Here is a 13,624-nt window from a genome sequence, read left to right on the forward strand (position 1 = left end):
GCGAGATACCCCCATGACCCATCGTATTATTATCGTCGGCGGCGGCGCCGGCGGCCTGGAGTTGGCTACCCGCCTGGGTAAGACTCTGGGCAAGCGCGGCACCGCCAGCATCACGCTGGTGGACGCCAACCTCACCCATATCTGGAAGCCTTTGCTGCACGAAGTCGCTGCCGGCTCACTGAACTCCTCGGAAGACGAACTCAATTACGTCGCCCAGGCCAAATGGAACCACTTCGAGTTCCAACTGGGGCGCATGAGCGGGCTCGACCGCGAACAGAAGAAAATCCAGCTGGCCGCCACCCTCGACGAAGAAGGCCGCGAATTGGTGCCTGCACGCGTGCTGGGCTATGACAGCCTGGTGATTGCGGTAGGCAGCACCACCAACGATTTCGGCACCGAGGGCGCGGCGCAGCACTGCCTGTTCCTCGATACCCGCAAGCAGGCCGAGCGTTTCCACCAACAGCTGCTCAACCACTACCTGCGCGCCCATGCCGGGCAGACCGATGTGGTGGAAAAGATCAGCGTCGCCATCGTCGGTGCGGGTGCAACGGGCGTCGAACTGGCCGCAGAGTTGCATAACGCGGCCCACGAACTGGCGGCGTACGGCCTGGACCGCATCAAGCCGGAAAACATGCACATCACCCTGATCGAAGCCGGCCCTCGTGTACTGCCTGCCTTGCCGGAGCGGATTGGCGGGCCTGTGCATAAAACCCTGGAAAAGCTCGGGGTGACGGTGCTGACCAACTCAGCGGTCAGCGAAGTGACCGCCGACGCATTGATCACCAGCAGTGGCCAGGTGATTCCTGCCAGTCTCAAGGTGTGGGCCGCCGGGATTCGTGCCCCGGCTTTCCTCAAGGACATCGATGGCCTGGAAACCAATCGCATCAATCAACTGCAAGTGCTGCCGACGCTGCAAACCACCCGTGATGAAAACATCTTCGCCTTTGGCGACTGCGCCGCGTGCCCGCAACCGGGCACCGACCGCAATGTGCCGCCACGGGCCCAGGCCGCGCACCAACAGGCCTCGTTGCTGGCCAAGTCATTGAAACTGCGTATCGAGGGCAAGGACCTGCCAGCGTACAAGTACACCGACTATGGGTCGCTGATCTCGCTGTCGCGTTTCTCGGCGGTGGGTAACCTGATGGGCAACCTGACCGGAAGCGTGATGCTGGAAGGCTGGCTGGCGCGGATGTTCTATGTGTCGCTGTACCGCATGCACCAGATGGCACTGTATGGCTTCTTCCGCACGGCGATGCTGATGCTGGGCAGCAAGATTGGACGCGGGACTGAGCCGCGCCTGAAACTTCACTGACAACAGAGTCCCTGGTGGGACTCGGTCAATGTGGGAGGGGCTTGCTCCCTTCCACATTAGTATTGTGTTGGAGTTGAGATAATTTAAGGCAAAAAAAATCCCCGTATCTTTCGATACGAGGATTTTTAATATGGTCGGGGTAAGGGGATTCGAACTCCTGACATCCTGCTCCCAAAGCAGGCGCGCTACCGGACTGCGCTATACCCCGGTAAAAAAAAGGCGACCTTTCAGTCGCCTTCTTCGATCAGCGCTTTTGGCCTCTGATCTTAAGATTCGATTCCAGCGTTAACTGGTCTCAAAAATGGTGGGTCGTGTGGGATTCGAACCTACGACCAATTGGTTAAAAGCCAACTGCTCTACCAACTGAGCTAACGACCCAAATATGGTCGGGGTAGGGGGATTCGAACTCCCGACATCCTGCTCCCAAAGCAGGCGCGCTACCGGACTGCGCTATACCCCGGTTTGAAATTGGCTCCGTGACCAGGACTCGAACCTGGGACCCAATGATTAACAGTCATTTGCTCTACCGACTGAGCTATCACGGAACTACATATTTCAAAGTACAACTTTTACTGCTGTGTAACCTTCTCTTCGACCCTGTCCGTATCGCTACGTTAGCGTCTCTGAGGCGCGCTATTCTACAATCTTAAAAACCCCTGTCAACCCTTTAAATTGCTTTTAAGACAATGATTTGCGCTTCTTTCTGATTTCTTCTTGGGGAGAAGAAACCCGTGGGCTGACGTTGCTGCGGGGCGCACTTTACAAGCCTTTGCCTTACAGTTCAACGCCCTATCGAAAAAAAAGGCCCTGGGATGCAGGGCCTTCTCTTATTGCAGTGCAATCCGGGCTCAGTGGAAGACGATTTCGTCGTTCTCCACAGTCGCCTCGACGCTGGTGCCCGGCATAAAGCTGCCCGACAGGATCAACTGCGCCAGCGGGTTCTCGATCCAGCGCTGGATCGCACGTTTCAGAGGCCGTGCGCCATACACCGGGTCGTAACCAACCGCGATCAGCTTGTCCAACGCCTCGCGGCTCAGCTCCAGCGACAACTCGCGTTCCGCCAGGCGACCGCGCAGACGCCCCAGCTGGATCTCGGTGATGCCCGCGATCTGATCCCGCGCCAATGGCTCGAAGATCACCACTTCGTCGACCCGGTTAATGAATTCCGGACGGAAGTGCGTGGTCAATGCATCCATTACAGCAGCGCGCTGGGCCTCACGATCACCTACCAGTTCCTGGATCTGCGCCGAGCCCAGGTTGGAGGTCATGACGATCACCGTGTTGCGGAAGTCCACAGTACGCCCGTGGCTGTCCGTGAGCCGTCCATCTTCCAGCACTTGCAGCAAGATGTTGAACACGTCCGGGTGAGCCTTCTCGACCTCATCCAGCAGGATCACCGAGTAAGGCTTACGCCGCACGGCCTCGGTCAAGTAACCGCCCTCCTCGTAGCCCACATAGCCTGGTGGAGCCCCGATCAGGCGAGCCACCGAATGCTTCTCCATGAACTCGGACATGTCGATCCGTACCATGGCCTCTTCAGTATCAAAGAGGAACTCGGCCAGGGCCTTGCACAGCTCGGTCTTACCCACGCCGGTCGGGCCAAGGAACATGAACGAGCCGCTCGGACGGTTCGGGTCGGACAAGCCGGCGCGGGAACGCCGTACCGCGTTGGACACCGCCACGACCGCCTCTTCCTGGCCGATCACGCGCTGGTGCAACAGGTGCTCCATCTTCAGCAGCTTGTCACGCTCGCCTTCGAGCATTTTCGACACCGGGATGCCGGTCCACTTGGAAACGACTTCGGCGATTTCTTCCTCGGTCACCTTGCTGCGCAACAGCTGATTTTCAGCCTTACCGTGCTGGTCGACCATTTGCAGGCTGCGTTCCAGGTCCGGGATCACCCCGTACTGCAACTCGGCCATGCGGTTCAGGTCACCTTTACGACGTGCGGCTTCCAGCTCCTGGCGCGACTGCTCGATCTTTTGCTGGATCTGCGCAGAGCCCTGTACTTCGGCTTTTTCCGAGGTCCAGATTTCTTCGAGATCCGAATACTCGCGCTCCAGGCGGACGATTTCCTCCTGGAGTTTTTCCAGGCGTTTCTTGGCCGCGTCGTCCTCTTCTTTCTTGAGGGCCTGGGATTCGACTTTCAGCTGAATCAGGCGACGATCCAGGCGGTCGAGCACTTCCGGCTTGGAGTCGATCTCCATGCGAATGCGGCTGGCCGCTTCGTCGATCAAGTCGATGGCCTTGTCCGGCAATTGACGGTCGGTAATGTAGCGATGGCTCAATTTGGCCGCCGCAATGATCGCGCCGTCGGTGATCGCCACTTTATGGTGGACCTCGTAGCGCTCTTTCAGGCCCCGCAGGATCGCGATGGTGTCCTCTTCGCTCGGTTCTTCCACCAGGACTTTCTGGAAACGACGCTCAAGGGCCGCATCTTTCTCAATGTACTGGCGATATTCGTTAAGCGTGGTAGCACCGACACAATGCAGCTCACCTCGCGCCAAGGCGGGCTTAAGCATGTTGCCAGCATCCATTGAGCCCTCGCCTTTGCCGGCGCCGACCATGGTGTGCAGCTCGTCGATAAACAGAATGATCTGCCCTTCCTGCTTCGACAGTTCATTAAGCAGGGATTTCAGGCGCTCTTCGAATTCACCGCGGAACTTTGCACCGGCGATCAACGACCCCATATCCAGGGACAGCAGGCGTTTGCCTTTAAGGCCGTCCGGCACTTCACCATTGATGATGCGCTGGGCCAGGCCTTCGGCAATCGCGGTTTTACCCACGCCAGGTTCACCGATCAACACCGGGTTGTTCTTGGTGCGACGCTGCAGAACCTGGATGGTGCGACGAATTTCATCGTCACGGCCGATCACCGGGTCAAGCTTGCCCTCTTCGGCACGCTTGGTCAGGTCGACGGTGTACTTGTCCAGGGCCTGGCGCGACTCCTCGTGGTTAGGGTCGTTAACCGCATCACCGCCCCGCAGGTTGTTGATGGCGTTTTCCAGGGCCTTCTTGCTCACGCCTTGGCCGAGCAACAACTTACCAAGCTTGCTGTTCTCGTCCATGGCGGCGAGCAGCACCAGTTCGCTGGAGATGAACTGGTCCCCCTTCTGCTGGGCCAGGCGGTCGGCCTGGTTAAGCAGGCGCGCCAGATCCTGCGACATATTCACGTCGCCGGTAGGGTTTTGGATTTTCGGCAGTTGGTCGAGCTCTTTGCTCAACTCCTTGCGCAGGCTGTTGACATCAAAGCCCACCTGCATCAGCAAGGGCTTGATAGAACCACCTTGCTGTTCCAGGAGTGCCTGCATCAAGTGCGCAGGCTCAATGGCCGGGTGGTCAAGCCCCACCGCCAAGGATTGGGAGTCCGATAAGGCCAACTGCAATTTGCTGGTTAAACGATCAATACGCATTAGTCACCTTCCTTTTGAGCAGGCCGGAGCTATAAGACATCCTGAATGAAGAAACCTGCCAGATACCCTTATAGATGGGGTGGATTCTGGAAGATTCAAGCGAGCGGCGGTTGATATGGATCAGCGTTGACCCAGATCAGCAGAGTCTAGCGTTCAAGCCAGATAAGGGAGGCAAAACGTCCGGTGCGGGGGCTGCGCCGGTACGAAAAGAAGCGCGGGTCGGTCACGGTGCAGAAGCCACCACCATAAACAGCGGTGATGCCCCGCGCAGCAAGGCGCAGGCGGGCCAACTGATAGATGTCGGCCATGAATTTGCCGGGATTGAGGCTTGGTACAAAGGCTTCGGCAGTTGTCGGCAGGTGCTGCATGAAGGCTTCACGCACTTCAGGGCCAACCTCAAAAGCTTGTGGGCCAATCGCCGGGCCCAGCCATACCAAGACGTCCGAAGGCTCTGCGTCGAGGCTTTCGAAGGCCGCCTCCAGCACGCCCGCCGCCAGCCCACGCCAACCGGCATGGGCCGCAGCCACACGAGTGCCGGCACGGTTGCAGAACAACGCAGGCAGGCAATCGGCGGTCATCGCGGTGCAGGCGATGCCGGGGGTGCTGCTCCAGCTACCGTCGGCTTCGGCGGTGCGGCCAGGGTCGGCCTCGACCACATCCACGCCATGAACCTGGCGCAGCCAGGCCGGCTGAATATCAAAGGCTTCGGTAAGGCGACGACGATTCTCAAGGACAGCCTCAAGGCTGTCCTCAACGTGATCGCCCAGGTTAAGGCTGTCGAACGGCGCCTGGCTGACGCCGCCCGTACGGGTAGTCACACAGGCTTTCACCCCGACAGGCGCGGGCCAGTCAGGAATCAGCCAGTCATTCATCCGACAAACGCCTCGCGATCCTGCTTGAGCAGCGACAGCAACCAGACAAAATCGTCTGGAAGTGGCGATTCCCAGCTCATGCGCTTACCGCTCGTCGGATGGTCCAGCTCCAGGAAACGTGCATGCAAGGCCTGGCGCGGGAACGTCTTGAGCGATTCGACCATGGTCTGGCTCGCCGCAGGCGGAATGCGGAAGCGGCCGCCATAGGCCGGATCGCCCACCAACGGGAAGTTGATGTGGGCCATATGCACGCGAATCTGGTGGGTACGACCGGTTTCCAGCTTGACCCGCACATGGGTGTGGGAACGGAAACGCTCGAGCACGCGGTAGTGGCTCACCGCCTGCTTGCCGCCTTCCATCACCGCCATACGCTGGCGCTGCTGGCCGTGGCGACCGATTGGGGCATTGATCTTGCCGCCAGCCACGACCACACCGATCACGATGCACTCGTAGATACGGCTGACGCTACGGCTCTGCAATTGCGTAACCAGTTGCGTCTGCGCCTGAATGGTCTTGGCCACCACCATCAAGCCGGTGGTGTCCTTGTCCAGACGGTGCACGATGCCGCAACGCGGCACGTTGACGATGTCGGGGATGTGGTGCAACAGGGCATTGAGCAAGGTGCCATCAGCGTGCCCGGCCGCCGGGTGAACCACCAGGCCTGCGGGTTTGTTGATGACCAGGATGTCGTCGTCTTCATAGACGATGTCCAGCTCGATGTCCTGGGCGACCCATTCTCCCTGGGCTTCCTGCTCGGCAGTCAGCTCAAGAATCGCACCGCCATGGACTATGTCTCGCGGGCGGATAACCGCTCCATCCACAGTCAGGCGGCCGTCTTTGATCCAGGCGGAAAGGCGCGAGCGCGAGTGCTCAGCGAATAATTGTGCGGCGACTTGATCGAGGCGTTGGCCGCCCAATTCGGACGGCACCTCTGCGCGAAGTTCAATTTTATCGGACATGCTCAGACTAGGCGTGGCACAGCCTTTGGTTTCGGCTGCGCGCTTGTGGTTAAATACGGCGTCTTTTGCCCCGAGGCTTTCAACGGGGCGCTCATCATAACAGGACGGCCCCGCCCAAGACAGCGGCCGTCATAGGGACGCAAGCCGCCATGCAAGTGAAACACCTGCTGCTGATCGCCATCCTCGCCATGACTGCTGCTTGCTCGTCAACAAAGGAAGTCGTCGACGAAAACCTGAGCGAAGTCGAGCTGTACCAACTGGCACAGAAAGACTTGGACAATAATAGCTACACCAGCGCCACAGCGAAGCTGAAGGCCCTGGAGTCGCGCTATCCGTTCGGGCGCTACGCCGACCAGGCCCAGCTTGAGCTGATCTACGCCAACTACAAGAACGCCGAGCCGGAGGCTGCCAAGTCCGCCGCCGAGCGCTTCATCCGCCTGCACCCGCAACACCCGAACGTGGACTACGCCTACTACATGAAGGGCCTGACCTCGTTCGACCAGGATGTTGGCCTGCTGGCGCGCTTCCTGCCGCTGGACATGACCAAGCGAGACCCAGGCGCCGCTCGCGACTCCTACAACGAGTTCGCCCAGTTGACCAGCCGCTACCCAAACAGCCGCTACGCGCCGGACGCCAAGCAGCGCATGATCTACCTGCGTAACCTGCTGGCTTCCTACGAAATCCACGTGGCCCACTACTACCTGACCCGCCAGGCGTATGTAGCTGCCGCCAACCGTGGTCGTTATGTGGTGGAAAACTTCCAGGAAACCCCTTCCGTGGGTGACGGCCTGGCGGTGATGACCGAGGCTTACCAACGTCTGCACCTGGACGACTTGGCCAGCACCAGCCTGGAAACCCTGAAGCTCAACTACCCTGATCACCCGAGCCTGAAAGACGGCCAGTTCGTGCCTCAGGTTGCCGAAGCAGACAACCGCTCGTGGCTGAGCAAGTACACCCTGGGCTTGATCGAGTCGCGGCCGCCGTTGCCGCCGGGCGAAACTCGCGCCAACCAGGACGTGATCAAGCAGTTCCAGGATGCCAAGGAAGCCATTCCTTCGGACCTCAAGCCGCACGACGAGAACGGCGACGTGATCGAAGAAGAAGAGCCGCAGGCCCTGGGCAACAACCAGGACCGCTCGTGGTTCAGCTACATGACCTTCGGTGTGTTCGACTGAGCCTGTCGACGCAACGCAAAAAGGAGCCTTTCGGGGCTCCTTTTTTATGGGCAAGGATTATTGCGCTGTGCGCCTGCCACGTCCTTGGCTAAACTGGCGCATTCCTTATCGAGAAACCGCCCATCATGCTTCGTCTTCTGTTCTGGATTGCCGTTATTGCTGCCGCGGTATGGTTCTGGCGCAAATTCAAAAGCCCGACCGCCAGGCAGCAACGCACCAGCGAGCCCGGCGCTGCGTTGATGGTGCGCTGCGCACATTGCGGTGTGCACTTGCCGCAGGATCGCGCCCTGAGTTCGCGCCAGGAGTGGTATTGCACCCAGGCGCATCTGGAGCAAGGACCGAAGTCTATCCAGCGTTGATCCGACCTTCGGGGGCATAGGGTGCCGGATCGATGATCGGCGCACGCTCCAGCAGCAAATCGACAAATAACTGGCACGATGCCGGCGCCAGGACCAACCCGTTGCGGTAATGCCCGCAGTTGAGCCACAGCCCGCTGAAGCCGGGTACCCGACCGATATAGGGGATGCCCTCCGGCGAGCCGGGCCGCAAGCCGGCCCAATGCCCCACCACTTCGGCGTCGGCCAGGGCGGGAATCAGTTCCACAGCCGAAGCCTTGAGGCTTTCCAGCGCGGTGTCGGTTGGCGTCTTGTCGAACCCCTCATATTCCAGAGTGCTGCCGATGAGGATGTGCCCATCACGCCGAGGGATCGCATAACGCCCTTTGGCCAGGACCATGCTCGACAGGAAGTCCGACGCGCATTTGTACAAAATCATCTGCCCCTTGACCGGCTCTACCGGCAGCGCCAAGCCCAGTGTGCCGAGCAACTCGCCGCTCCACGCCCCCGCTGCAAGCACCACCTGATCCCCTAGAATCGGCCCCTCTGCCGTATCCACGCCCACTACGTTGCCGCCATCCAGAACAAAACCGGTCACTGTGCACTGTTCGTGAACGGTCACGGCAGGCAGGGCCAATAGCGCGGCCTTCAGGGATTTGACCAGGCGCGGGTTGCGCACGTTGGCCACGTTGGCCATATAGATCGCCTGGGCATACCCGCCACCCAAGACAGGAACCGCGTCATGGGCGGCAGACACATCGACCTTGCTCAAAGGCCGCCCTTCACGAGCAGCCCAGTCCAGCGCCTCGGTTTCATCGTCCAGGTCCAGCCAGTACAACCCCGTGGTATGGACCTCCGGGTCGACACCGGTAGCGGCAAACAGCCGCTCAGCCAGTTGCGGATAAAAATCCTGGGACCAATGGGCCAACGCTGTGACCGCCGGGCTATAGCGCCACGGATACAGTGGCGAAACAATGCCTCCGCCCGCCCATGACGACTCCTGCCCCACACCGGCACGCTCCAGCAAGATCACAGCCTGCCCCTGGGTTGCCAGATTGAACGCCGTCAACAAGCCGATGACTCCGCCACCGACAATCACCACTTGCTGTTGCTTAGCCATCATTTGATCCAGTCGATAAATAGGAATAAACGCCCCCGGCGCCCAATCATCCAGCACCCTCATCATTGCCCCCAGCATGTCTGGCGCGACATTTCAGGTGCCGCCCCCGGATTGCCACGCGCACCGCTGCTGTCCAGGCTGAAGTCACCGCAAGGGTCGCCGGCCATCAACGAATCGGCGCCCGGTGTAGCAACCAGGTAGAAATCCTGAGGGTTCAACGCTGCGGTGATTCTATAGCGATCATTGCCCGTACTGACGCCGCTTGCGTCAATAAAAGTGCCGTTCCTCATATGAAACCGCTCCAGGCGCTGAGCCTGCTCGGTCAACAGCGCGACGATTTCCGTGCGATAGACCTTTTTCACATGGCCGGTGTACCCGGGGTAAGCGATTCCGGCCAGAAACGCGATGATCGCCACGGTGATCAATAGCTCGATCAGGGTAAAACCCTGGCTGTCCATGCCCATTCCATTGCTCCTTATTGAAGTTGCCGCCACGAAACCCGCCGAAACCGCGAGCCACTCTCCTCCTCCACCCGCGCATATACGCTCTCCAATACCGTGCGCGATTGACCACTGAGCCCGACCGCTGTTACCCGGTACAACGTCGCCAGGGCTTGCGGCGGCACATGCGGCAGCCCTGCGCCAGGCCCCAGGGACTGAATACCGTAGAGACCACCCTTGATGGCAACCCAGTTAACCGATGACACAGGATGGGGCCCGGCACCCACCACCGAAAACGCTTCATCCGGTGGCCCGCAGGCAGCGATCGACTGGCACTGCGGCAAGGCCGCGCCCTTTCGCCTCACACCTTGCTCTCCCAGCCTCAAGCCACTTTCTGCGGCTTGCAGCGACTGGTTGCGGTGCCACAGGCTACCGGTGATCTTTTGCTGGGTGACTGCCCCCTGTATCGAAGACAGGCCGATCAACGACAACAGCAGCAAAAACACCAGGCTTATCAGCAGGACCATCCCCCCCTGCCGCGAAGAAACACCCCCAGCAAGCACCATGGTCGCCCTAGCCCAAGCGGTTTCGCAGCGCCGCCACGACGCTGTAGGTTTGATCTTTTACCCGCCCCGTCGGGTCTTGCAACGTCATGCGGATGCGCACACTGCGGATCAAGGACTCATCGGTCGGGATAGCGTCATAACGCACAACCCGAACGGATACCGGGCTGGCAGCCACGCCGAAACTGACATCGAAAGCCCGTACGTTATCCACCAACACAGCCCTGGCCGGCGACGCAAGCGTGCTGACCTTCAACTGGCCCGCCTCGAAGGTGTAGGTCAGTTGCCGAATCGCAAATCGAATCTGCCCGGGAGCAGGTGCAGGTGAGCTGCCTGAATAGGCTTGGGCGCCAGCAGTGCAGTCGGAGAGCACCGTCCAGTCAGGCCTGCCGCCGCCGACATCGGCAGTGACCAGCGTCAGCGACTTTGAACTGCCCCCGGCATTCCAGCTGACCGGCCTTTCAAAGGCTGGCGGGGCATTCTCGATAAAGGCCGGGGCCAAACAGCCAAACATACCCGCCTGGCGAATATCCCGGATCATCTTGCCCAGCACAAACCGCGCATCATCCTGCAGCAACATGGCTGCCTGCTGGCTGGCGTGGGTCGCTCGGGAATTGATCAGCACCTGGCTCCCGCCAAGCACCAGCACCAAACCGACGGCCAGGGCCAGCAACAATTCCACCAGGCTGAAACCTCTAACCCGATGCCTCATTGCATCACCCCCGGCTCATTATCGATGCGACTGGTCAGGGTGAAGGTTTCCCGCGCGCCAGGCGTGTTTGCACCCCGGCTGTCATCCCAACTGATACTGACAGTCACTTCATCTGCACTGACCGCCACAGAGCCTTTGCCGCTCTCCCCGGCAAAACCGCGAATATTGGCTTCAAAATCATGCAGGTCCACGTCACGCACGCTGGTGGTCGCGGTACTGGCCGGCGCTCGAGCGCCACGACGCAACGAGTAGTCGGCACCGGAATTGGCACGGATTCGGTCGAGCATATCGTAGGCGATGAAACTGGCCTGGCTGGTCATCCTCGAACTGTCGGTGTACTTGAGGGCGTTGAGCTGGAGCATCACTGCACCTAACAGCCCGACGGCGAGAATCAGCACCGCCACCAGCACTTCAATCAATGTCATGCCGATTTGGTACCGAGGAAAAGTCGGGAAGAAACAGGTTTTCAGGCAGGCAGGCATTACCGTCGTCATCCGTGTCGAGGGCCGAAAAAAGCAGGAAAACCCTGCTGTGAGACCCAAGACTAGCGTCGGTTTTTCGCCGGCGCCGGTTACGGAACAAAGGGAAATACTTTGGACATAAAGGCCATCATTCGACACTCCGAGCCGGACGCTATACCTATGTTTCAACCCTGTATGTACACACGCCCACGGAGGGACGGCCTATGGAGCAACGAGGTTTCACCCTGATCGAACTGCTGCTCGGACTGATCGTGAGCGGCATCCTGGCGCATCTGGCTACGCCCAGTTTCACCGGCCTGCTGGAATCACAGCAGCGACAAAGCGCGGCGCAATCACTGACAAACGGATTTCGCTTCGCACGCACTGAAGCCATCACGCGTAACCGCGCGGTGGTCATCCACGCACTGGATGATGACTGGAGCCGGGGTTGGCGGGTCGTGCTGGATGTAAGCGGGCGTGGCCATCTGGACGACGACAACCCGGTGTTACTGGAGCGCCAGGGCAGCGGACGGGTGCCGATCGTCGGGAATGGACCGGTCAAAAGCCAGGTACGCTTCAGCGGATTGGGCGAGCCGGTATTTGCTGGGGGAGGTTTTCGTGCCGGCACTGTACATATATGCGCCACGGACTCGGTACAGAGCCTGTACCAGGTGGTGCTGGCGCCCAGTGGGCGCATCAGCCTGCGCAGCGATAGAGCCGAACAGGCGTTGTGCCGAAGTTACTCCGGCACCCTGGCATTCAGAGGAGGGAGCGAACCCGCAGCTCCTTGGGCATGGAGAAAGTGATGTTCTCTTCACGACCGGCCAACTCATCGGCGCCCGTAGCCCCCCAGGCATGCAACTGCTGGATGACGCCGCGCACCAGGACTTCCGGGGCCGAAGCGCCAGCCGTGATGCCAATACGCTCGACACCATCGAACCAGCTGCGCTGCATATCTTCAGCACCGTCGATCAGGTACGCCGGTGTCGCCATGCGTTCGGCCAATTCGCGCAGGCGGTTGGAATTGGAGCTGTTAGGGCTGCCGACCACCAGCACTACATCGCATTCATCGGCCAACTGTTTGACTGCATCCTGGCGGTTTTGGGTGGCGTAGCAGATGTCGTCCTTGCGTGGCCCACCAATGGCCGGGAAGCGGCTGCGCAGCGCGTCGATGACGCGGCTGGTGTCGTCCATGGACAAGGTGGTCTGGGTCACGAACGCCAAACGCTCCGGGTTGTGAACCTGCAAGCTGGCGACGTCTTTTTCGTCTTCCACAAGGTAGATGGCGCCACCATTGCTGCCGTCGTATTGGCCCATGGTGCCTTCGACTTCCGGGTGACCGGCATGGCCAATCAGGATGCATTCGCGACCATCACGGCTGTAGCGCGCGACTTCGATATGTACCTTGGTGACCAGCGGACAGGTGGCGTCGAATACTTTCAGGCCACGGCCAGCCGCTTCGGTACGCACGGCCTGGGAAACACCATGGGCGCTGAAAATAACGATAACGTCGTCCGGCACCTGCTCCAGCTCTTCGACAAAGATGGCGCCACGTGCGCGCAGGTCTTCGACCACGAACTTGTTATGGACGACCTCATGGCGCACATAGATCGGCGGCCCGAAGACTTCCAGGGCGCGGTTGACGATTTCGATCGCCCGGTCCACGCCGGCGCAGAAGCCACGGGGGTTGGCGAGTTTGATTTGCATGCTGTGCCTCGTGTCTGGCGCTTGGGCCAGAGTTGATGCTACTGAACTGACAATGGCGACCAAAGGCGGGAGCGGGCTTGCCCCCTCCCACATTTTAGATCGGGGCGTTGATCAAAGAGCTTTAACGTCGATGATTTCAACGTCGAACGTCAAGGTTTTACCCGCCAACGGGTGGTTGAAGTCGATGGTTACCTGCGCGTCATCGAAGGCTTTGACCACACCGGGCAGTTCGGTATTCGCCGCATCATTGAAGATCACCAGCAGGCCTTCCGACAGGTCCATGTCCTGGAACTGCGAACGCGGGATGATCTGCACGTTTTGCGGGTTGGGCTGGCCAAAGGCGTTTTCCGGCAGGATCTGCAGGGTGCGCTTGTCGCCGGCCTTGAAACCGAACAGGGCCGCTTCAAAACCTGGCAACAGGTTGCCGTCGCCGACCTTGAAAGTCGCCGGGGCTTTGTCGAACGTGCTGTCGACCGTGTCGCCATTCTCCAGGCGCAGTGCGAAATGCAAGGTGACTTCCGTGTTCTGGCCGATGCGTTGCTCAGCCAATACCTG

14 protein-coding genes and 4 tRNA genes are annotated in these 13,624 nt (G+C 59.9%); 4 read left to right on the plus strand and 14 right to left on the minus strand.

All coding sequences use genetic code 11. The annotated features are described in order from the left end of the window. Positions 1-13: 13 nt before the first annotated feature. A complete protein-coding gene (locus BFP99_RS24830) occupies positions 14-1,312 on the plus strand; it encodes an NAD(P)/FAD-dependent oxidoreductase (RefSeq protein ID WP_065924079.1) in 1,299 nt (432 codons plus the stop codon). A 131-nt stretch (positions 1,313-1,443) separates the two neighbouring features. Here the strand turns inward: BFP99_RS24830 and BFP99_RS24835 are convergent. From BFP99_RS24835 to rluD, 7 genes are all read right to left on the minus strand, one after another. Next, positions 1,444-1,520 (minus strand) — tRNA-Pro (locus BFP99_RS24835). Positions 1,521-1,614: 94 nt separating this feature from the next. Beyond that, positions 1,615-1,690: transfer RNA gene (locus BFP99_RS24840), tRNA-Lys, on the minus strand. A gap of 5 nt (positions 1,691-1,695) precedes the next feature. After that, a tRNA-Pro gene (locus tag BFP99_RS24845) sits at positions 1,696-1,772 on the minus strand. Between the two features lie 9 nt (positions 1,773-1,781). Continuing rightward, positions 1,782-1,857: transfer RNA gene (locus tag BFP99_RS24850), tRNA-Asn, on the minus strand. A gap of 303 nt (positions 1,858-2,160) precedes the next feature. After that, the gene (gene clpB, locus BFP99_RS24855) at positions 2,161-4,725 is read right to left on the minus strand and encodes an ATP-dependent chaperone ClpB (protein WP_027606841.1); all 2,565 of its coding nucleotides are present in this window, start codon (positions 4,723-4,725) and stop codon (positions 2,161-2,163) included. A gap of 146 nt (positions 4,726-4,871) precedes the next feature. Beyond that, positions 4,872-5,597 carry a peptidoglycan editing factor PgeF gene (gene pgeF / locus BFP99_RS24860; protein ID WP_065924078.1) on the minus strand — a complete coding sequence of 242 codons (726 nt, stop codon included), beginning with the start codon at positions 5,595-5,597 and terminating at the stop codon, positions 4,872-4,874. After that, positions 5,594-6,556 (minus strand): 23S rRNA pseudouridine(1911/1915/1917) synthase RluD, encoded by a 963-nt coding sequence (rluD, locus tag BFP99_RS24865; protein WP_027606843.1) that lies wholly within the window; start codon positions 6,554-6,556, stop codon positions 5,594-5,596. Before rluD ends, pgeF begins: the two co-directional genes overlap by 4 nt. Positions 6,557-6,705: 149 nt before the next feature. Here rluD and BFP99_RS24870 point away from each other — a divergent pair, with 149 nt between their 5' ends. Beyond that, positions 6,706-7,731: an outer membrane protein assembly factor BamD gene (locus BFP99_RS24870; RefSeq protein WP_027606844.1), complete on the plus strand. Its 1,026-nt coding sequence runs from the start codon at positions 6,706-6,708 to the stop codon at positions 7,729-7,731. A gap of 125 nt (positions 7,732-7,856) precedes the next feature. Then, on the plus strand, positions 7,857-8,090 hold the full coding sequence (locus BFP99_RS24875; RefSeq protein WP_027606845.1) for a PP0621 family protein: 234 nt from the start codon (positions 7,857-7,859) through the stop codon (positions 8,088-8,090). Here the strand turns inward: BFP99_RS24875 and thiO are convergent. The 5 genes from thiO to pilV all read right to left on the minus strand — a co-directional run bounded on the left by thiO (position 8,077) and on the right by pilV (position 11,383). Then, positions 8,077-9,186 (minus strand): glycine oxidase ThiO, encoded by a 1,110-nt coding sequence (thiO, locus tag BFP99_RS24880; RefSeq protein ID WP_065948456.1) that lies wholly within the window; start codon positions 9,184-9,186, stop codon positions 8,077-8,079. The two genes, BFP99_RS24875 and thiO, sit on opposite strands and share 14 nt — an antisense overlap. Before the next feature lie 62 nt (positions 9,187-9,248). Continuing rightward, the gene (locus tag BFP99_RS24885) at positions 9,249-9,650 is read right to left on the minus strand and encodes a type IV pilin protein (protein WP_065948457.1); all 402 of its coding nucleotides are present in this window, start codon (positions 9,648-9,650) and stop codon (positions 9,249-9,251) included. 11 nt (positions 9,651-9,661) lie between these two features. Next, positions 9,662-10,192 (minus strand): pilus assembly PilX family protein, encoded by a 531-nt coding sequence (locus BFP99_RS24890; RefSeq protein WP_065924077.1) that lies wholly within the window; start codon positions 10,190-10,192, stop codon positions 9,662-9,664. A gap of 7 nt (positions 10,193-10,199) precedes the next feature. Then, the gene (locus BFP99_RS24895; protein ID WP_065924076.1) at positions 10,200-10,901 is read right to left on the minus strand and encodes a prepilin-type N-terminal cleavage/methylation domain-containing protein; all 702 of its coding nucleotides are present in this window, start codon (positions 10,899-10,901) and stop codon (positions 10,200-10,202) included. Then, the gene (gene pilV, locus BFP99_RS24900; RefSeq protein WP_065948458.1) at positions 10,898-11,383 is read right to left on the minus strand and encodes a type IV pilus modification protein PilV; all 486 of its coding nucleotides are present in this window, start codon (positions 11,381-11,383) and stop codon (positions 10,898-10,900) included. The genes BFP99_RS24895 and pilV overlap by 4 nt, the downstream gene beginning before the upstream one ends. 203 nt (positions 11,384-11,586) lie before the next feature. Here pilV and BFP99_RS24905 point away from each other — a divergent pair, with 203 nt between their 5' ends. After that, positions 11,587-12,168 (plus strand): GspH/FimT family pseudopilin, encoded by a 582-nt coding sequence (locus BFP99_RS24905; RefSeq protein ID WP_065924074.1) that lies wholly within the window; start codon positions 11,587-11,589, stop codon positions 12,166-12,168. On the opposite strand, the gene ispH is transcribed toward BFP99_RS24905, so the two are convergent. Next, positions 12,122-13,069 (minus strand): 4-hydroxy-3-methylbut-2-enyl diphosphate reductase, encoded by a 948-nt coding sequence (gene ispH, locus BFP99_RS24910; protein WP_027606852.1) that lies wholly within the window; start codon positions 13,067-13,069, stop codon positions 12,122-12,124. The genes BFP99_RS24905 and ispH overlap by 47 nt on opposite strands. A gap of 111 nt (positions 13,070-13,180) precedes the next feature. Then, positions 13,181-13,618 carry an FKBP-type peptidyl-prolyl cis-trans isomerase gene (fkpB, locus tag BFP99_RS24915; RefSeq protein ID WP_174562729.1) on the minus strand — a complete coding sequence of 146 codons (438 nt, stop codon included), beginning with the start codon at positions 13,616-13,618 and terminating at the stop codon, positions 13,181-13,183. Positions 13,619-13,624: the final 6 nt, after the last annotated feature.

Origin of the sequence: Pseudomonas sp. 1 R 17, assembly GCF_900067035.1 — a bacterium.
Taxonomy (GTDB): Bacteria; Pseudomonadota; Gammaproteobacteria; order Pseudomonadales; family Pseudomonadaceae; genus Aquipseudomonas; species Aquipseudomonas marginalis.

Coding starts and splice junctions, on each gene's coding strand:
- BFP99_RS24830 (WP_065924079.1), top strand. CDS start 14: ATGACCCATCGTATTATTATCGTCGGCGGCGGCGCCGGCGGCCTGGAG.
- clpB (WP_027606841.1), bottom strand. CDS start 4,725: ATGCGTATTGATCGTTTAACCAGCAAATTGCAGTTGGCCTTATCGGAC.
- pgeF (WP_065924078.1), bottom strand. CDS start 5,597: ATGAATGACTGGCTGATTCCTGACTGGCCCGCGCCTGTCGGGGTGAAA.
- rluD (WP_027606843.1), bottom strand. CDS start 6,556: ATGTCCGATAAAATTGAACTTCGCGCAGAGGTGCCGTCCGAATTGGGC.
- BFP99_RS24870 (WP_027606844.1), top strand. CDS start 6,706: ATGCAAGTGAAACACCTGCTGCTGATCGCCATCCTCGCCATGACTGCT.
- BFP99_RS24875 (WP_027606845.1), top strand. CDS start 7,857: ATGCTTCGTCTTCTGTTCTGGATTGCCGTTATTGCTGCCGCGGTATGG.
- thiO (WP_065948456.1), bottom strand. CDS start 9,186: ATGGCTAAGCAACAGCAAGTGGTGATTGTCGGTGGCGGAGTCATCGGC.
- BFP99_RS24885 (WP_065948457.1), bottom strand. CDS start 9,650: ATGGGCATGGACAGCCAGGGTTTTACCCTGATCGAGCTATTGATCACC.
- BFP99_RS24890 (WP_065924077.1), bottom strand. CDS start 10,192: ATGGTGCTTGCTGGGGGTGTTTCTTCGCGGCAGGGGGGGATGGTCCTG.
- BFP99_RS24895 (WP_065924076.1), bottom strand. CDS start 10,901: ATGAGGCATCGGGTTAGAGGTTTCAGCCTGGTGGAATTGTTGCTGGCC.
- pilV (WP_065948458.1), bottom strand. CDS start 11,383: ATGCCTGCCTGCCTGAAAACCTGTTTCTTCCCGACTTTTCCTCGGTAC.
- BFP99_RS24905 (WP_065924074.1), top strand. CDS start 11,587: ATGGAGCAACGAGGTTTCACCCTGATCGAACTGCTGCTCGGACTGATC.
- ispH (WP_027606852.1), bottom strand. CDS start 13,069: ATGCAAATCAAACTCGCCAACCCCCGTGGCTTCTGCGCCGGCGTGGAC.